18 protein-coding genes are annotated in these 18,047 nt (G+C 35.0%); 13 read left to right on the top strand and 5 right to left on the bottom strand.

The window, feature by feature from the left end; translation table 11 throughout:
• Positions 1-203 precede the first annotated feature (203 nt).
• A complete protein-coding gene (locus tag ACVWXS_RS24500) occupies positions 204-656 on the bottom strand; it encodes an Lrp/AsnC family transcriptional regulator (protein WP_049666119.1) in 453 nt (150 codons plus the stop codon).
• 153 nt (positions 657-809) lie between these two features.
• Between ACVWXS_RS24500 and ACVWXS_RS24495 the strand changes: the two genes are divergently transcribed.
• The 8 genes from ACVWXS_RS24495 to lepB all read left to right on the top strand — a co-directional run bounded on the left by ACVWXS_RS24495 (position 810) and on the right by lepB (position 9,427).
• The gene (locus tag ACVWXS_RS24495; protein WP_456960510.1) at positions 810-1,274 is read left to right on the top strand and encodes a VOC family protein; all 465 of its coding nucleotides are present in this window, start codon (positions 810-812) and stop codon (positions 1,272-1,274) included.
• 549 nt (positions 1,275-1,823) lie between these two features.
• Positions 1,824-3,770, top strand: a complete 1,947-nt coding sequence (locus ACVWXS_RS24490; protein WP_456960509.1) for a primary-amine oxidase — start codon at positions 1,824-1,826, stop codon at positions 3,768-3,770.
• 21 nt (positions 3,771-3,791) lie between these two features.
• Positions 3,792-4,337: a hypothetical protein gene (locus ACVWXS_RS24485; RefSeq protein WP_456960508.1), complete on the top strand. Its 546-nt coding sequence runs from the start codon at positions 3,792-3,794 to the stop codon at positions 4,335-4,337.
• A gap of 14 nt (positions 4,338-4,351) precedes the next feature.
• Positions 4,352-5,872 carry an aldehyde dehydrogenase family protein gene (locus ACVWXS_RS24480; RefSeq protein WP_456960507.1) on the top strand — a complete coding sequence of 507 codons (1,521 nt, stop codon included), beginning with the start codon at positions 4,352-4,354 and terminating at the stop codon, positions 5,870-5,872.
• A gap of 33 nt (positions 5,873-5,905) precedes the next feature.
• The gene (locus tag ACVWXS_RS24475) at positions 5,906-6,718 is read left to right on the top strand and encodes a hypothetical protein (protein ID WP_456960506.1); all 813 of its coding nucleotides are present in this window, start codon (positions 5,906-5,908) and stop codon (positions 6,716-6,718) included.
• 457 nt (positions 6,719-7,175) lie between these two features.
• A complete protein-coding gene (locus tag ACVWXS_RS24470; protein ID WP_368636418.1) occupies positions 7,176-7,352 on the top strand; it encodes a hypothetical protein in 177 nt (58 codons plus the stop codon).
• A 32-nt stretch (positions 7,353-7,384) separates the two neighbouring features.
• A complete protein-coding gene (locus tag ACVWXS_RS24465) occupies positions 7,385-7,876 on the top strand; it encodes a hypothetical protein (RefSeq protein ID WP_456960505.1) in 492 nt (163 codons plus the stop codon).
• Positions 7,877-8,848: 972 nt separating this feature from the next.
• The gene (gene lepB / locus ACVWXS_RS24460) at positions 8,849-9,427 is read left to right on the top strand and encodes a signal peptidase I (protein ID WP_374967145.1); all 579 of its coding nucleotides are present in this window, start codon (positions 8,849-8,851) and stop codon (positions 9,425-9,427) included.
• Positions 9,428-10,285: 858 nt separating this feature from the next.
• Here lepB and ACVWXS_RS24455 read toward each other — a convergent pair.
• Positions 10,286-10,999, bottom strand: a complete 714-nt coding sequence (locus ACVWXS_RS24455; RefSeq protein ID WP_456960504.1) for an SDR family oxidoreductase — start codon at positions 10,997-10,999, stop codon at positions 10,286-10,288.
• Between the two features lie 32 nt (positions 11,000-11,031).
• Complete coding sequence (locus ACVWXS_RS24450; protein ID WP_456960503.1) at positions 11,032-11,583, bottom strand: NAD(P)H-dependent oxidoreductase; 552 nt, start codon at positions 11,581-11,583, stop codon at positions 11,032-11,034.
• 359 nt (positions 11,584-11,942) lie between these two features.
• On the opposite strand from ACVWXS_RS24450, the gene ACVWXS_RS24445 reads away from it, so the two are divergent.
• Positions 11,943-12,281: a winged helix-turn-helix transcriptional regulator gene (locus ACVWXS_RS24445; RefSeq protein WP_456960502.1), complete on the top strand. Its 339-nt coding sequence runs from the start codon at positions 11,943-11,945 to the stop codon at positions 12,279-12,281.
• A gap of 535 nt (positions 12,282-12,816) precedes the next feature.
• Entirely contained in the window at positions 12,817-13,026 is a 210-nt protein-coding gene (locus ACVWXS_RS24440) for a tyrosine-type recombinase/integrase (RefSeq protein WP_456960511.1), read from the top strand.
• Between the two features lie 163 nt (positions 13,027-13,189).
• Here the strand turns inward: ACVWXS_RS24440 and ACVWXS_RS24435 are convergent, their stop codons facing one another.
• Together ACVWXS_RS24435 and ACVWXS_RS24430 are read right to left on the bottom strand one after the other, a co-directional pair.
• The gene (locus ACVWXS_RS24435; protein ID WP_456960501.1) at positions 13,190-13,783 is read right to left on the bottom strand and encodes a YdeI/OmpD-associated family protein; all 594 of its coding nucleotides are present in this window, start codon (positions 13,781-13,783) and stop codon (positions 13,190-13,192) included.
• A 193-nt stretch (positions 13,784-13,976) separates the two neighbouring features.
• Positions 13,977-14,228 (bottom strand): hypothetical protein, encoded by a 252-nt coding sequence (locus ACVWXS_RS24430; RefSeq protein WP_456960500.1) that lies wholly within the window; start codon positions 14,226-14,228, stop codon positions 13,977-13,979.
• A 112-nt stretch (positions 14,229-14,340) separates the two neighbouring features.
• On the opposite strand from ACVWXS_RS24430, the gene ACVWXS_RS24425 reads away from it, so the two are divergent.
• The 3 genes from ACVWXS_RS24425 (at position 14,341) to ACVWXS_RS24415 (ending at position 16,277) form a co-directional block, all read left to right on the top strand.
• The gene (locus ACVWXS_RS24425) at positions 14,341-15,084 is read left to right on the top strand and encodes a hypothetical protein (protein WP_456960499.1); all 744 of its coding nucleotides are present in this window, start codon (positions 14,341-14,343) and stop codon (positions 15,082-15,084) included.
• Positions 15,085-15,343: 259 nt separating this feature from the next.
• Positions 15,344-15,814, top strand: a complete 471-nt coding sequence (locus ACVWXS_RS24420; RefSeq protein ID WP_456960498.1) for a hypothetical protein — start codon at positions 15,344-15,346, stop codon at positions 15,812-15,814.
• A 25-nt stretch (positions 15,815-15,839) separates the two neighbouring features.
• Positions 15,840-16,277, top strand: coding sequence for a hypothetical protein (locus ACVWXS_RS24415; protein WP_456960497.1), 438 nt, complete (start codon positions 15,840-15,842; stop codon positions 16,275-16,277).
• The last annotated feature ends 1,770 nt before the right edge of the window (positions 16,278-18,047 follow it).

Raw genomic sequence — 18,047 nt, 5'->3', positions numbered from 1 at the left:
CCCAAGGAGTCGCCCAGTCTCCACTCCAATCAACTTATATACAAGGCATACGTCTTAACAAATGTCACCCACAACTTTTGGTGATGAGCCAAATACTGTTTATAAATAAAGTGAAAAAATATTTTTTCTTCATCACTAAATGGTGGAAACCGTTGATACATCAATGTTTATAGAGGGAGTTTAGCATAAGTAGGATTCTTTTGTTATTTTGAGAATGGTGCTTGTAGTAGAATCCGATTCTCAATCAGGTTTTTCAAGCTGATAAGGGACTTGGATGGTCCGAACTTTATAATAGAATCTTGAAATTGACCAATATCCTCTATGGAAGCAGTTTGAATCTTGATCATGTAATTGTATTCACCACTAATTCGAAACATATCGGTTACAACGGGATTTCGTTCGCAAAAATCCACCAGTGCTTGACATTGCTCTGTTTTAATAAGAAAGAATGCCGTGGTCCCTCGGCCTAGCGCCTGATGGCGAAAGGTTGCCGTATAACCCGAGATGATGTCTTTCTCCTCAAGCCTTTTTATTCGTTCCCTTACCGAGGGCTGGGACATGGACACATCTTTACTTATTTGTGAAATGGAGATACGTGCATTCTGCTGAAGAAGACCCAAGATGTGGTAATCAGTTTCATCCATCCAATGTTCCATATATAATTCCTCCTAATGTATTTTCGAAAATGAATAAAATTAATTGATTTTCGTTATTTTTGGAAAGTGTAATACGATAATTTCCTTTTTTATTGTATGTATTTCCTTACAACACTATTCTATACTAAATTCATCAGAAAGGGGAAATGATATTTGAATATCAAAGGTCTTGCTCATATTGCAATTCAGTCAAAAGATTATCCGGCAACAATCCGGTTTTACATTGAAGCATTGGGATTTAAGCGTGGACATCATTGGAGCCTTCCTTCGTTTCAAATCAAGGAAGCTTCGATGCTGATCTCTCCCGACGGCCGAACATGTCTCGAGGTTTTTGATGACGATGCTGTCATTCCAGCACAAGGGAAGAAAGCGCGGTCGGAAGAGGAAGTTGCTTACGGGGCTATGCTTCACCTAGCGTTTTATGTGGAAGATGTCGACAAAGCGTTTCAAACGGCACTTACCCATGGGGCAAAACCTTATGTGGAAGCAGACAATCTAGCTCTCGGAGAGCCTCCTCTTATTATCAGAAACGCTCTAGTCCATAGTCCTAATGGAGAGGTTATCGAATTTATTCAGGATGTGGACTTTGATATAGAGTCCCATAGTTCAGTGAAGTAGTTCAATAAGCTAGTGGCAATCTAAGACTTTTTCCTATCCTAGACTGCCACTGTGTTCTTCTTGAACTCCTATGAAAGAACTTAATCATCTTTCATTTTCTGTGATGAAGTGCTGATTATTGCGCTTCATGGAGGGCTAACGGATGCTTTTGTTAAAAAAGGATTTACTAAAGACCAAGTTAATCTACAAAATGTGTAGAATTAACTTGGTTTTTATGTATTAATAGCAACAATCTATACGAAAACAGCCTTACTAAATAACCTTTCTATTTAAAATAGGAGGGTTTTGTTGTTTTAATAGTTACTAAGCTGAGCGATCACTTCAAATCCTTGCCTATTTATATCAAGAAGAAAAAATAATTTTGGAGAAGCTGAAGAGAACTACAAACAGCCTAATTAGTACTTTGTGATGATAAATAACACTTGAAGTAGAAAATATTAAATATTTGTAGCTAAAAATAACTTATCTATAAAAATGCCGTTATTTACAATCACTTCACCGAATTTTCTGATTATAATGGAAGAGAACAAATTATAAGGGGTTGATAGAATGTCAGTAAAGGTTAATCCAAACGTTGAGCTTAATCACCCATTATCACCATTATCTGAAGTAGAAATTGAAAAAGCTGTTCAAATAATCAAGGAACAGCAACAGTTGTCCGAACATATCCGATTTATGTCGGTGATGTTACATGAACCTAAAAAATCAGAAGTACTAAATTACAAACCAGGTAATACTGTAGATCGCCAAGTATTTTTAGTGATTTTAGATGATAAAGAATTGAAAACATTTGAAGCAGTTGTAAATTTAACTTCAGAAAAAGTTGATTCCTACGAACATATTCCTGGCGTACAACCAAATGTAGCCTTAGAGGAATTTGAACAATGTGAAGAATTAGTAAAGAGCCATCCTGATTTTGTAGCAGCTTTACAGAAACGTGGCATTGACAATCCTGAATTAATCATGGTGGATCCTTGGTCAGCAGGGAATTTTGGTGTTCAGGAACATGAGGGTAAACGTTTACTTCGTGCGATTTGTTGGCAAAAACAATCACTAGAAGATAACGGATATGCTTACCCTTTAACAGGTATTGTAACGTATGTAGACCTAAACAAAATGGAAGTTTACAAAGTAGAAGATCACGGGGTACGTCCAATTCCAACAACATCAGGTAATTACAATCCTGAAGTTGATGAATCAATAGTGTTTAGAAATGACTTAAAACCATTGGAAATCATTCAACCCGAAGGTCCAAGCTTTACAATTGAAGGTAATTTGATCAAATGGCAAAAGTGGAGTTTCCGCTATGGATTTACACCACGTGAGGGCCTTGTATTATACACAATTAATTACCATGACAAAGGCAAGGATCGTCCAGTTCTTTATCGTGCAGCATTATCAGAAATGGTTGTCCCTTATGGGGAACCAACATTTTCGCATAACACACAAAATGCCTTTGATGCTGGTGAATATGGAATGGGTCAATTAGCCAATTCGTTAGAACTAGGTTGCGACTGCTTAGGCGAAATTCAATACTTTGATGGTGTCGTTGCTGATGTTAAAGGAAATGCACGTACGATCAAAAATGCGATTTGCTTACATGAAGAAGATTACGGGATTGGTTGGAAACATACAGATTGGCGTACAGGCCATGTAGAAGTACGGCGCTCACGTCGACTAGTGATTTCATTCTTCTGTACAGTTGGAAATTATGATTACGGCTTCTATTGGAGTTTCTACCAAGACGGTACGATTGAAGCTGAAGTCAAACTAACAGGTATTTTAAGCACTGGTGCATGTGAAGATGGCATCCAAACAAAATATGGATCTGAGATTTCTCCAGGATTAAATGCATCACATCATCAACACTTCTTTAATTTCCGACTTGATACGATGTTAGACGGTGAAAATAACTCAGTAGTTGAAACAGAAACAGTTTCAGAAACATTGGGAGAACACAATCCAAATGCCAATGGTTTCTATCCTGTTTCACGTATCTTTAAAACGGAGAAGGAAGCATTACGTAATTTAGATTTAAAAACGCAGCGTACTTGGAAAATTATCAATAAAAACTCACTTAACCGAGTGAATCAACCTGTTGGATATAAAATTTTACCTGGCGAAAATTGCTTCCCATTTGCTCATGAAGAAGCAAGCGTTATGAAACGTGCTGGTTTCCTTAAACACCATTTACACGTTACGCAATTTGATGAAAGTGAAAAATATGCAACAGGTATGTATCCAAATCAACATGCTGGGGGAGAGGGACTTCCAAAATACGTTGAGAATAACCGTTCAATTGATGATGAAGATATCGTCGTTTGGTACACAATGGGCCATCATCATATCCCGCGCCCTGAAGATTGGCCTGTAATGCCAACTGCATACATCAATTTCCAATTAAAACCAGTTGGATTCTTTGATCGAAACCCAGCGATAGACGTTCCTAGACCGGACAAGAAGTGTCACACAACTTCGTCTTGTCATACGCAATAAAACGCTTAAAGGAGTGATTATATGCTACCATTCCTAAGCATGTTGGTGATTGTTACTTTTACGGTAATCACTAACCGTTTATTAAAACAGCGATTTGCTAATCATGGCATGACCAAGTGCTGTATCATGCTGATTTCTATGACAATGAGTACTGCTGTTGGGATGAATATGGCTACCTGGCTTCCTGATATGGTACTAGGTGCAATAGCATCTATTATTATTTCTATCGCATTAGGCTATTTACTATCAACAGGCTTACCAATGTACCTATTCATGGAAAGTGTAGGATCTAGTTTTATGGGAGCAATGATGGGCGCGATGCTTACATTAATGACCACCCAATATTTAACGTTAAGCATTATCTTTTTTACAATGATGTTTATTGTAAGTGCAATCATTTCTATCGGTGTATGGAATCGTGAGATGTTTCCTATCTTTATAAAAGCCATTCCAAAGCATATTTACATTGTGGCTGGTTTAATGATTTGTGTACTAGTAGTAAGTAGTTTTGAGATTCAAAATGAGGTACCTGCAAAAGAAGAACAACAGCATCATAATCATCATTAAAGGGGTCGATCATTATGGTAAAGGTAAATGTTAAACCGAATATTGAAGAATCTGGCATTCAATTCAAAAAGAAATATGACAATTTTATTGGTGGTGAATGGGTAGCACCTGTAAATGGAGAGTATTTCGATAATAGTACACCTATCACGAAAGAAGTATTTACACGTGTAGCTCGTTCAACAAAAGGAGATGTAGAGCTAGCATTAGATGCCGCTCATGAAGCCCAAAAAACTTGGGGGAAAACACCCGTAGCAGAACGGGCACGTATTTTACTAGCCATTGCTGATCGTATGGAAGAAAATCTTGAAAAAATTGCAAAGGTAGAAACTTGGGATAATGGGAAAGCGATTCGTGAAACGATGTATGCTGATATTCCATTGGCAATTGATAATTTCCGCTATTTTGCAAGTGCCATTCGCACACAACAAGGCCAAGTGACACCTGTTGATGAGGATACAGTAGCTTATCATTACCAAGAACCTATTGGTGTAGTTGGCCAAATCATTCCATGGAACTTTCCTGTTTTAATGGCAGCTTGGAAATTGGCGCCAGCACTTGCTGCTGGAAATAGTGTTGTATTAAAATTAGCAGAACAAACGCCAGTATCATTCTTATTCGTAGTTGAGCTTATTCAAGACCTATTACCAAAAGGTGTATTGAACGTCATTAATGGTTTTGGTGTAGAGGCTGGGAAAGAGTTAGCTTCAAGCCCACGTATAGCCAAAGTGGCCTTTACGGGTTCTACAGCTGTCGGCAAACAGATTATGAAATATGCATCTGAGAATCTAATTCCTGTTACACTAGAGTTAGGTGGCAAATCTCCTAATATCTTCTTTGAAGATGTCATGGATGCTGATGACGGATATCTAGATAAGGCGATTGAAGGATTAGTTATGTTTGCTTTCAATCAAGGTGAAGTTTGCACTTGTCCATCTAGAGCATTGATCCATGAGTCTATTTATGATCGTTTCATGGAAAAAGCCATTGAACGAGTAAAGCAAATTAAAGTTGGTGATCCATTCGATCTTGAAACAATGATGGGTGCACAGGCTTCAGAAGAACAACATAAAAAAATCCTTTCTTATTTTGAAATTGCCAAACAAGATGGCGCAGAATGTTTAATCGGTGGTGCCAAAAATCACCTTGATAATGTAGATGGATATTTTATTAAACCAACTATTTTTAAAGGCAATAACAAAATGCGTATTTTCCAAGAAGAAATTTTTGGTCCCGTATTAGCAGTGACTACGTTTAAAACCTTCGAGGAAGCGATTGAAATTGCAAATGATACAATGTATGGATTAGGGGCAGCTGTATGGTCACGTAATACAAACGTTACCTATAAAGCAAGTCGAGAGATCCAAGCAGGACGTGTTTTTATAAATGCGTATCATCAATACCCTGCTGGTACAGCATTTGGCGGCTACAAAAAGTCAGGCTTCGGTCGAGAAAATCATTTAAAAGCTTTAGAATCGTATCAATCGACTAAATGTGTTTTTGCAAGTTACAATGAACAGGCGCAAGGGTTCTTTTAATTTTACCTAAGAGTGAAGTGAGGGGGCGGCTTATTGAGCAGCTATTATCCAATCCAACCTGAATTGGTCCAAAAAACGTATTCTTATAGAGAACTGACTCCAAACAGCGAGTTAAACCAGGATATATTATTTTATTATGAGTTTGAACAAATAGGCATTAATAGTGATATTCATGTCATTCCTGATGCTTGCCAAGATTTAATGTTTTACATGGGCAAAGATCAAAAGGTTGTCTTAGGGAATACCCCGACTACACGTGGAATTTATTCATTTACCCCAAAAGGTAAATATTTTGGTGTTCGTCTAAATCCAAAACAAACAGTTATTCAATACAATTGTGCATTAAAACAAATTGTTCAACAACCGTTTGTTAATGTTGGAGTAGGCTGCACACTAGACTCTAAATTTATACAAGCTGTTTTTGAAGCAGGAGATTTCGAACAAAGAGTGCAGATTTGTAATGAGTATTTTTGTTCTCAAAAAAAGGAAAAAAGCTTGAGTGATGAAATTTTCGCTACTTGTTTTGATTCTATTATTGAAAATAATGGGCTGTTCTTACCAGATGTAATTCAGCATAAAACAGGTTATTCTGAGCGATACATCCGAGAACTTTTCTACAAAAAAACAGGTTTTGGACCAAAAAAACTAAGTAAATTCATACGTATTCAACTCTTGCTTCAACATTTTTCTTTTGAAGAGACACCTGTAAACATTGACCAATATGGTTACTATGATCCTTCACATTATTACAAAGAATTTAAAAGCTTGCTTATAATAACACCTGCTGAATATATAAAAGAATTTTTAGGTTGGAAAAATATAAAACGAAAGTTGCTATCTTATTAGCCCCTCAAAGCGTTCACTCTTTCTTATAAAAAACCCCGTAAAAGTTAGATTGGTGTCTAACTTTTACGGGGCATTTTGTGATTTTAAGTATATTTTTGCCGCAAGGGCAAGGATATACTTAATTTTATTTTAGGCAATGTTATATTTAAAAGTATTCATACATGTATAATATAGTATGACGTAAAGCATAAATTTTCTGTTTGGAAAGTTTATGCTTGAACACTAATGAATAAGCATAACTGAGAGGCTATTATACTGATTTAAGTCATTAATAAAGTCGCCACCATTTTGAAAATGTTTATTTATGTTAGTAATAAAGAAGAGATTTTGATGTTTGTACTTAAACTCCCATGAAAGAACGTAATCATCTTTCCTTTACTAAGCAGGAATTATCCGAGGTGTAACATCCACTAAGTTTGATCCTTACGGCACTCTAACACGTCAACAAGCTGCTCTAATGCTTGAACGAACATTAGAATATCTAAATGTTGAAAAAGGAAACTTTGATCTTGATTTTGCTGATGCAGATAAAATTTCAGAAGAGGCGAAATCTGTAGTAGCAACAATGCAAGCTTTGAATATATTTAGTGGAAAACCAGGTAATGCTTGGTACACATGTACAAACAAAAAATAACCCCTTGAATAATTTGTAAAAGGGGTGATTTTTTGAATTCATGTAATGATAACTGTACATGCAGTCAGTGCAAACTACATGGTGTTCCGGTATCAGGTAAAATGAAAGCGATTGATGCGTGTTTAATAAGACATGAACAAATCGAAGTACCCAAAAATTTGTTTCAGGTAAGTGGATCACGTGGCGGCACTGGGAGTGATAATATAATCCCTAACACATTTCTACCTATACAATTAATAGACACAATAATTCCACCAAAAAATAGTCTTATAATTAAAAAAACTAGATTTCATTTCGGCGACCAAAGAAATAGACTAGCAATTGACACGGACCCAATCGGAGGCACTTATATTTCAACATCTAATGAGGGTGAGGAAACACCAACGTTTGTCCTTTTTACCAACGGTTCCGATTTACCCATTTTAGTTACAATAAATATTTATTTCCACAACCCAGCTAACAGTGGTGGAGATGCAAATACTTTTCGTTATGATGGATGGTGGGTCGATTTCACAATTGAATAAAATGCGAAAAGAGGTTGGAATAAAACCTCAATAAATAACAAGCAGCCCAGAAAATTTTACGGACAGTAAAATTTTCTGGTCTTTGTATTTGAACATATAGTTTTGACATTGTTATTGAGCTAACTGAGGCTTTAGTTGAAGATTAGCGTTCCAGAATAATCAATCTTTATTATAAAAATGAATAGTGACAAACAGAAAAAGTAATCCTTTTGATTGGATAATTGTTTTGTAGGTAAGTACAAAAAAGAGACGTATCCTTTTCATCTCACTATTAATAAGTTCTAATCCCTATTCCAGCACTTGTTCCAGAAGCTGTGATTTTTAGTATTTTTATGATAGTTCATACTATCGGTATTAAAGAGTATGCAACCATAGAAATGGTTTTATGTTCTGTGGCTGTTGGATTATTAGCTCTAAAATTACCCCCATATTTGGCGATGAACAAAACAAATAACATTACATAATATAGAAACATCAAATATTATTTAAAAGGATGATGTATTATTTCTATAGTAAGAACCGGTACCCTTCCTAACGGAGAAATACATGACGGCTGGGAAGATGTTGATGTTATTTGGGACATTGATCGTTGGGAGAATGACGGGGGTAGAAGTGTTGGCACATGACTTGGCTACGGCCGTTGAATGAAAAAAATTTTGCATTGAGAGGGAGGCAAGCCAGTCTCCCTTAAAAATATTTGTACGGACAAGAATCAAATAAAAATTTTTCTACTGTCTTCTACAATCTTCTGTGGAGTGCTTTTATTAGCTTGCTTAAAGCGTAATCATATTTAGGTTGGATAGAGCCACGCACACTCGTTTTTTTGCGGGCCTGTTCTTTACAATTGTTGGGGCATGTCTTGAGTCTATAATTTGTGATGAATTTCCTGAAAAATAAAATATTTCAAAAGAAAGCTGAAACTATTTTCCTTGTTTAGCGTATTAAATAATAGAACACTAGGAGGTGAAAGTTTTGGAAGAAAAAATACAGGGAAAACAAAAAAGTGAGTTTTGGGAATGGGTAAAGGCAATTGCTTTCGCTCTAATGCTTACGTTTGTAATCAAGCAGTTCTTATTTACTCCAGTACTTGTTAAAGGTGCTTCTATGATGCCGACACTTGTAGACCACGATCGCGTGATTGTCAATAAAATTGGTCCAACACTTCAGTCATATGATCGATTTGACATTGTTGTTATTGAAATGAATGAAGAAACAAATTATATAAAACGTATCATTGGTCTACCAGGAGATAAAATCGAGTATAAGGATGATCAATTATACATAAACGGTGAGAAGTACAATGAACCTTATTTAGACCAATATAAGAATGAATTAAAGGATACTGGGACACTCACTTATGATTTTACGCTAGAGCAAAATTTAGGTGAAACTACCGTACCAGAAGGGCATTACTTTGTATTAGGCGATAATCGTCGAGTAAGTAATGATAGCCGAAATCCTGAAGTTGGATTCATCTCTGAAGAACAAATAATGGGGACAACTAATATCATCTGTTGGCCGATGGAGCATATTGACTTAAGGTTTAACTAGATTCATCTTGGACATCGTTGACACACAAAAAGCATCTATCATAAAGTTACTTAATCAAACTAGTTATACCGAGTAAAATCAGTACGATTAAGTATTATTTGTTAAGGCTTTCAGCAAACCTAAAATAAACTGAGTTAAATAAAATTAAATCAAAAAAATAGTTATGTGAGAAAATGTGTGAGCATTTTGGAGAGCAAGTGATCTGCTTCAAATAACATAAAGTAAATTAGATTTGATTGTAGTATCCTAGTAAAAGGGTAAACTTTAGTATCTACCACTTTATTCATAAGGCTTTACGTCACATTATTTGGGTGTAGGTTCGAATCCATCCTGGGACGAATCAAGGCTCAGATAGAACAAGTTTGAACCAATTGAAAAGCGCTTCGAATCCTTTGTTATCAAGGGTTTGAAGCGCTTTTTCTTTTTTTTGAATCCATTAGAAAACGATAGAAAATGAAAAGTTTCTACACAAGGAATGTATAGATTAAAGTGGAAGATTTGATTAGAATTTTATTTGTTATCTTTAGTTTTCGGAAATAAGAAATCAAGAAATCTGATTGAATTATTTAAATAAGTGGTTTTTTTATTTCTTAATGTTAATCACAATCAAACAATGTTTTTAATACTGAATTGTTGTACATGAGAAGTATATAGGTGCAGAGTTTTTTCCTTTTGTGTGAGCAGTGTGTTTTTTTACAATGCTACTATGTTATTGTGATAGTTCTTAAGAACTAATAATAAATAATAAAGTTGTTAACTGAAATAACCGAATGTTTAAGTTGTTATATTGGTAGAACAATTTGAATTAGAATTGATTTGAAATGCGCATTTTTCTTTGATTTTTCCTCAGCTGCTGACTTAAGCTAAAATGTGACCGCCTTCTACATGAAGAGCGGTTCCAGTTACGAAACTATTTTGTAGCAAGTATAGTACGCTTTGTGCAACATCTTCAGCTCTTCCTATTCGTTTCACAGGAAGTTTGTTTTCAACAGTAGCATAGAAATTATTACGTGCTTCTTCTGGCATTTTGCTACGGGAAGGTGTATCAATTATACCGGGTGAAACGATATTCACTCGGATTGGAGCAAGTTCTAATGCCAAAGTCTGGCCTAGATTCGAAACAGCCGCATTGACTGCACCTAAAATTGCTGAACCAGCCATAGACTTGTAGGCTACAACCCCAGAGAATAAAACGATTGAACCGTTTGATGAAATTTTCGGAGCACCGTATTTCGCTGCATAATATTGTCCCCAAAATTTATTTTCAAACAGTTGTCGAGCTTGGGCTGTATCCGTTTGGAGGAATGACCCACCGGATGTTTCTGCCGCACTAATCACAAGATGATCGAACTGGCCGATTTTTTCAAAGAAAGACTGTACTTGCTGTTCTTGTGTTGTATCTAGAGTAAAAGCCGTTGCTCTAACTCCTAGTTGCTCTTTTGCAATCCGTAATTTATCTTCGGAACGGCTGGCAATAATTACTTCTGCCCCTTGAGCTACTAGCTGTTTTGCTGATTCCAATCCAATTCCAGAATTTCCACCGATAATTACAACTTTTTTATTTTTTAACATGTTTTTACCCTCCTATGGGTTTACTTAATAGATTAAAAATTCAATACCTCTTGCAGGTGTATATCAAGTTCTGATACAAACTTTCCAACCTTCGGATTTTTGACTACATCATAACAAGAGAAACTCTTTAAAGGTTTCATTCCGAGAAATTTCTGTATACGATGTAAATGACTTAATGCATCTTCTAGACTGATACCTTCGAAAAATTGACTTGGATCGTTAAATGCTTTTTCAGGTGCATTCCAGGTAGTCGAAAACATATATTTTTTTTCAGTCAATAACCCGCCTTTTCCATACTGATCAGCACCCTTAAAAAATAAACCATAAGCATATACTTCATCCATATACGTCTTCAATAAGCCCGGGACACTGAACCAATAGATAGGTGTTTGGTAAATAACAATATCAGCCCATATAAATTTTTGTTGTTCTTCTTCGATTGTATATCCATCTTGAATAATTGTTGTTTTTACATTGTTCTTTTCGCTTAAAAAACTGACCAATTTGTCCATCAATGTTTGGTTCAAATTCCCCTCTGCTGAACTATACTTCTGGTGCCCGTTAATAATAAGTATATTTTTCATCTTTATCTAGCTCCTTTAATTTCGTGCTCCTTTAATAAACCGCCTAGCACTTAGCTGGTAACCAATAGCCCTGTTCAAATCGTTTGTTACATCTGGAAAAATACCCATGATAGCGACTCTATGGTACCGATAGCAAAAGCACTGATTAACAATGCTAACGGTAGTTTGTTTCGTTGATTTCACGTACTAATTTTAATCACCTCCTCCATAAAGGGATTGAATAATAAGTTCAACGATATTATATATATAGTAACTTCATTTAGGGAAGTAGTGATATTTAATACATTAAGTTACTAAAAATATACTATTGTGATATGATAAGGGAAACTCGTGAAAAAAATTTAGGGAGGATGTTTCAGATGAGTGTTAATGAGCCAGTCGTGTTGACGAAAGGGGCACCAGGTGAGACTTGTCCCATTGCTAAAACGCTCGATGTGATTGGGACTAAATGGACTTTTTTAATTATTCGCGATCTGCTTATAGAAGGAACAATGCGATTCAGTGACCTATTGAAATCAATGAATGGAATTAGCCCGAAAACACTTTCACTCCGTCTTAAGACACTAGAACATCATGGAATATTGAAAAAAAAGGTATTTCCAGAGGTTCCCCCTCGTGTGGAATATACGTTAACGGAAAAAGGAAAAAGATTGGAAGGTATTTTCATTGAATTAAAGAGATATGGATTAAATTTATAAAAGATTAAATATAGGTCATTCTTTAAATTTTGGTAAGTTAATTTTAATCCATATCAGACATGTTTTGACTTAAGGAGGACAATAGAATCAGCTACAGAAGTTTCTTCCAAAAGACGAATTTAATGTATCGGCCAGGTGTGGAAGTTCATGCTGAAATCGAGGATATCTATACAGAGGTTTTGTTCAAACTTTTTTATAAACAGTAAAATTTATTTTCAAACCTACAATATGTGCTTATGTGAATGGCTGCCAACATACTGGCGGCTTTTCTTATTGAAGTAACGTGCAGGTTAGTTGAAGAGTGTTGTTTAACTTGTGTTCAACAATCGGGCCATTATCTTGAATAAAAGTTTGTGGATAAATTAGGTATTTATGTTAAGGCATAGTGAATATTGTAATGAAGAATTGGTGTTCACATAATTATTATTAGACGCATTGGTGGCAGAAAGGAACGGTCAAATGAAAAGAGAAGAGAAGAGGTTTTAGCTGCCCTTAAAGCAGGAGAATTTAATGGTATAAGTCATATGCTGCGAAAATAACGGGTATTCGATTTCATGATTTACGTCATACACACGCATCTATCCTAATTTCTGAAGGTGTAGATATTGTTAAGGTGACACATCGATTAGGACATGCTAATCCTAAAATTACATTGGAAACATACGCTCATCTTATTCCAAATCAAGATAATGAAGTAGCGGATATTTTTCATTCCGTATTAAATTGTTTCGTGAGCAAATTGTGAGCAAATGTAAAAATGGGAGTAAGAAGCTATAGGTGAAAAGACCAATAAACATTATAATATCTCCGTTTATTGGCCGGGTTATTAAATGATTTAGAGTTAAGTGCATTGATCCAAAATGAATTGATGCTTTTTGTGTTGTATTTAATCTTATCTTCTTTTAAACTTAATCATTTAATCCTTTTCCATCAAGAATTTGCTGCGTGTATTTTTCAATCCTTGACACTCGCGTTTTGGATTGTTTAGGCTGAGAAAAATATAAAATATATGCTCTTTGCCGTCCTGGTGTCAATGCTTCAAAAGCAGTTTTCAAGGCAGGGATTTCATTGAATGTATTTTGCAGTTCTTCAGGAATTGTATATTCCTTATGCTCTTTCATGGGTACTTCTAAACCTGCTTTTTCAACTTCAATGGCTTCATTAATGTAGTCTTTAATGATGGTTTCCATTGCAACTATTTCTTGCACATTGGTGAACCGAATTTGGCGTGCAGCTTGTACATTTTCCGTTTGTTGGATTAGTATCCCATGTGTATCCTTTAACAGGGCTCCTTTGTGAAACAGAAGTGCACAATACTCTTTAAATCCGTGTATTAACACGATGTTTTTGTTTTCCAATGTGTAACAAGGATGCATCCACTTAAAATCCTCGGTCAGCTCACAGTCACAAACGATATTTCTCAACACCGAATATTCTTCCTGCCACTTTTTAGCTTTACTTAAAAATTCATCAACCTTCGGATTCATTCTATTATTTGTCATCAAGGAACACCCCTCTACAATTTTTTAATCAGTTGATACCAATTACTCTAATCGATTTATAATAAAACATTAAATAGTGTCATGTCTAGCTAGAAAACACTCTAAATTTGTTTACATTATTATGGCTCATCACCATAGCGTGTGGTTGAAATCCGTTCCGATTGGGCGTTTTGTAGCTGTCGCTTCGCTTTCGCTACATGAAAACATTTGTAGCTGTCGCTTCGCTTTCGCTACATGAAAACATTTGTAGCTGACGCTTTGCTTTCGCTACAGAAAACACTTGTTGCTGTTGCTTCGCTTTCGCATAGATATAAATCGTGGATAGAACCTTCGAAATGATGGATAGAAAGTTTAAAGTCGTGGATAGTACCTTTGAAATTTGTCGCTGACGCTTCGCTTTCGCCCAGTCTCCACTCAACTTATATAAATGGCATATGTTTGTCATCCAAAACTTTTGGTGATGAGCCATTACTATTCCTTCATTGGTAGAATATAGGATTAATAGTATATAATACTGAGGGATTATGTTTAGTAAAATTAAGCTGAGGGGGAGAATAATGAAAAAAATTTTTATTGTGTTACTAGCAGCATTTGTACTTGCAGTAGTAAATCCAACAAAGTCAGAAGCAAAAGTGATGTATGATGGAGCAGAAGTTGTTAAAGGGCAAACAGGAAAAATGACCTTTAAAAAAGACATCAAGGTATACAAGAGAAATCCAAATGGTACATTTGATTCGTTAGTGGTAAAACAAAATAACTTCTTTAAAACGTATGATATTGAAAAATATGAAGGCAAAACATTCTATCATATGGGGCAATATCGAGTACAAGCAACGGATTTGGTAGTTTTCAAAGAAGTACCAATAAAGATTCGTGCTTCTTTCTATAACAATCCAACTTATGTTGTTATTAATCGTGATGGTAATTATAATTACGGATATTACGGAAAATATTTCAATGAAACGGGTGATACTTCATACGTGGATTTAAATAATGAACAATTTAAGTATTGCGTGAGCAATGGAGTAGGTTGGTTATGTGAGAAGTATCCTGGTACAGATCTTAAAATCTTTGAGACAACAGTGAGACAAATTGACGTGCGTTATGAGCTAACAGAAAATGCAGAAGCGAAACACACTCCATTAAAAGAAGCTAAACCTGAAATAATGTTTGAAAAGGGAAGCATTTTTTCATCAGATAGTATTGAAGTTAATGGTTATCTATTGGTAAGATTTGAGGGAGAAGTCAGATATCTTGGTTGGCTCCCTGTAAATTTATTAAAGCCAGTTGGAGATAAGTGATAGATTATGAATTATATATAGCTCTCTTAATAAATATTTATTAAGGGGGCTATTTTTTTGGTTTGTTGACAGACATAGGGATAGGATGTTTGTCGATGTCCTGGGCTTAGCTGAATAAACGATAATAAGGTTTGAATTATATTAAATGGAAGAATTTATCCAAATGATTCTGGTTTGAGGTATTATTATACTAGCGGAGCAGGATTGTGTTCCATTTATGACCTAAACTTTCGATAGATAAAGGGATGGTAGGGTGAATATGAAAGGATTTTTGACATTATTTATAGGATTGTGTTTAATTTTTATATTAACAGGGTGTATTGGTGAAGATTATGATGTAGGGGTGCCAACTGCCCATATATATTTCGAGGGTTTATCTTCAAATTTTCAATTAACAGAGGCAAATATCAGTTGGAAAACGGCAAGTGAAGAAGTGGAAAAAACAAAAAAAGATATTATCACATACGCATCATCACTGGATGAAATAAAGGTTTTTCCAGGTCAAAAGGTGAAGTTGGATTTTAGAGAGAATCCCAAAAATGGTGGGGATATATGGACTGATCCAAAGATAACTGTTGCCTTATTAAAAGATGGCGAACGAACAGAACTTGCTTTGGATGATTTTAGAGAATTTCAATTCCCAACAGACAAAGGAAATTATGTTTTAGAAGTTGAATTTATTAGTTCAGCAGGCAAAGCTCAATATTTAGGGAACATTCTAATTCAGTGATTAAAACATAGCTGAGGAGTTTTTTATGGAAGAAATTACGTTAAATGATTTTATTGTAAAAGTAGATAAGGATAAAACTCTTGAATTGTATAGAGCACTTCCGAAAGTTTCCGATAAAGCGCATTGTGGTTGCGAGGATTGTCAACTTTTCGCTAAGCAAATTCAACATGCGAGCCCAGAAGTTTTAAAATTCTTTAAACAGTTTGGAGTTGACCCTACAAAAGAGGCAGAAGTTTGGAGAGCTCTTCCTAATAAAGACGGCTTTGATACTTATACTGCAGATTATCATTTTATAGGCGTTATACAAGGGACAGATGAATTAGATTGGATTCAAATAGGAGAAGCAACTTTTGGACTTGCAAACCATGATGGAGATTTACCAAGTCCGATGATTCCAAGCACTTTTTCAAAGCCGATTGTAGAATTAGCTGTGAGAATAACAATGCCTCATATAGAGATATAATGATAGAAAGTAATTATTCTATAAATAATTACACCATTAAAATTTATTTGACTTCAAAGCTCAGGTATTCAATTAATTTGTGCCTGGGCTTTATTATGGTAATAGATAAACACTTTCAGATGTATGATTAGCCGAAAGTGTTTTTTGCCCGATTTATTCTTTATTGGACTGATAAATTACATCTTCTACTTCGTACTCTAAGTAATCACATAATTAGTCTATTACGTTAATGATCACTTTACATTTGGTAAAATAATTGAAGACTAAGAAACGTTGATATGTCTAGTGTTCGAGATACTTTAGCTATAGATTAGCCCCATATTCTTTTAAGCTTTGACTATATACTGAAATGGTAGATAGAGTAACTGAGGTATTGAATAAACCTTATGGAGATATAGTTGCAATGTTAAAATTTATTCAACAAAAAATGGATGACATAATTAAATCATAATGAATAGGAATTTATAATTTCATAGTATGAAAAGCAGCAGTTCAACTTAGTGGGTGCTTTTTTATTATCATTTAATTATGAATAGTGGGGGACAATAACTTCCAAAAGATTGAAATATACAGAACTAACAGTTTCAAGTACATTAAGAGTCGTATTTGTAGGGCATATAACAAGGCTATAGAGCGTTTAGATAGCAAGTAGACTCAATCATTATCTGTGGAAGACAAAGCATACAGAAAGCATCCAATACCTTTCTATAATTGGTTAAATGAAAGAAATAGTTGTATGGGGTAGATTAAATTTAGAAAATCGGTACTTGAAAATTAATATAATTTAATTTCTGACATAAAATAGTGATAATAGAGCATATACAGTAATATAGGTAATAATATAACGGTATATTTTAGCGGATTAATCAGAAAAACATAGAAAGAGGGAGAAATTTGTATAGATTTCGAAGTGTAGAAAACTTAATTGGAAAGTATCAAGAATTAGAAAAACAACAAATATATAGCGGCTATAGAAGAGTTAAATGATCCTAAGGAAGTGAATGTAAATGAAAGTAACGGTTAAAGAATGGCGTGTAATGTCTGATCGAAACAAACAATTACTTTTAAATGCGGTAGCAACTAAATAAAACATAAATAGAAAAGAAACGATGAACATGCAAAAAAATTCACAACACACATTAAGAACAGTTGTAAAAGAAATAGCCACAGTGCTTATGGATTATCAGCGCAAATGATTCAAATTAGAGGTTATACAAGGGGCAGTAGCGAGATTATTAGAACGCATTGATGATATTGTTCACAAAGGTTGGGATAAAGATCGGGGAATGGCTTGTCTTCCTATTGATGAAATACGAGATACAGTACGTTTGATTGATATGGGATTTCATCCTTTGTTTAAAGAATTGTTTGATACGGTAATTAAAAGTGAATCAGAAGTTCAAGCACTTCTTTATTTTGCTCAATTCCTAAGTGCATGGAATTTATTTGCTGCGGAAGTAAAATGTTTCCCTGTCAATTCACTAATTTCCGCTTGCTACACGCTCACCAAATTCAGGATGTGCGTGAATACCAGTACCTTTTGTAATAAAGATTGATATTGATATTCACTCAAAAGATAATGTACGTTTTAATTGGGGTGTATATTACGATTCAGTAAAGACGGGCTAAATAAGTAATGACATCCTCACTCTTTTGGTATAAAATGTGTAAAATATCATCACCAAAAGTTGTGGGTGACATTTGTTAAGACGTATGCCTTGTATATAAGTTGATTGGAGTGGAGACTGGGCGACTCCTTGGGGATTAGCG

The organism is Lysinibacillus sp. TE18511 (assembly GCF_054062295.1).
The sequence above is the reverse complement of the archived record's forward strand: the minus strand, read 5'-3'. Positions and strand labels throughout refer to the sequence as shown.

What these genes read in the sequence shown, in the direction of transcription:
- ACVWXS_RS24500 (WP_049666119.1), bottom strand. Translation starts at nt 656, where the DNA reads ATGGAACATTGGATGGATGAAACTGATTACCACATCTTGGGTCTTCTT.
- ACVWXS_RS24490 (WP_456960509.1), top strand. Translation starts at nt 1,824, where the DNA reads ATGTCAGTAAAGGTTAATCCAAACGTTGAGCTTAATCACCCATTATCA.
- ACVWXS_RS24485 (WP_456960508.1), top strand. Translation starts at nt 3,792, where the DNA reads ATGCTACCATTCCTAAGCATGTTGGTGATTGTTACTTTTACGGTAATC.
- ACVWXS_RS24480 (WP_456960507.1), top strand. Translation starts at nt 4,352, where the DNA reads ATGGTAAAGGTAAATGTTAAACCGAATATTGAAGAATCTGGCATTCAA.
- ACVWXS_RS24470 (WP_368636418.1), top strand. Translation starts at nt 7,176, where the DNA reads ATGCTTGAACGAACATTAGAATATCTAAATGTTGAAAAAGGAAACTTT.
- ACVWXS_RS24455 (WP_456960504.1), bottom strand. Translation starts at nt 10,999, where the DNA reads ATGTTAAAAAATAAAAAAGTTGTAATTATCGGTGGAAATTCTGGAATT.
- ACVWXS_RS24450 (WP_456960503.1), bottom strand. Translation starts at nt 11,583, where the DNA reads ATGAAAAATATACTTATTATTAACGGGCACCAGAAGTATAGTTCAGCA.
- ACVWXS_RS24445 (WP_456960502.1), top strand. Translation starts at nt 11,943, where the DNA reads ATGAGTGTTAATGAGCCAGTCGTGTTGACGAAAGGGGCACCAGGTGAG.
- ACVWXS_RS24435 (WP_456960501.1), bottom strand. Translation starts at nt 13,783, where the DNA reads ATGACAAATAATAGAATGAATCCGAAGGTTGATGAATTTTTAAGTAAA.
- ACVWXS_RS24430 (WP_456960500.1), bottom strand. Translation starts at nt 14,228, where the DNA reads ATGACAAACATATGCCATTTATATAAGTTGAGTGGAGACTGGGCGAAA.
- ACVWXS_RS24425 (WP_456960499.1), top strand. Translation starts at nt 14,341, where the DNA reads ATGAAAAAAATTTTTATTGTGTTACTAGCAGCATTTGTACTTGCAGTA.
- ACVWXS_RS24420 (WP_456960498.1), top strand. Translation starts at nt 15,344, where the DNA reads ATGAAAGGATTTTTGACATTATTTATAGGATTGTGTTTAATTTTTATA.
- ACVWXS_RS24415 (WP_456960497.1), top strand. Translation starts at nt 15,840, where the DNA reads ATGGAAGAAATTACGTTAAATGATTTTATTGTAAAAGTAGATAAGGAT.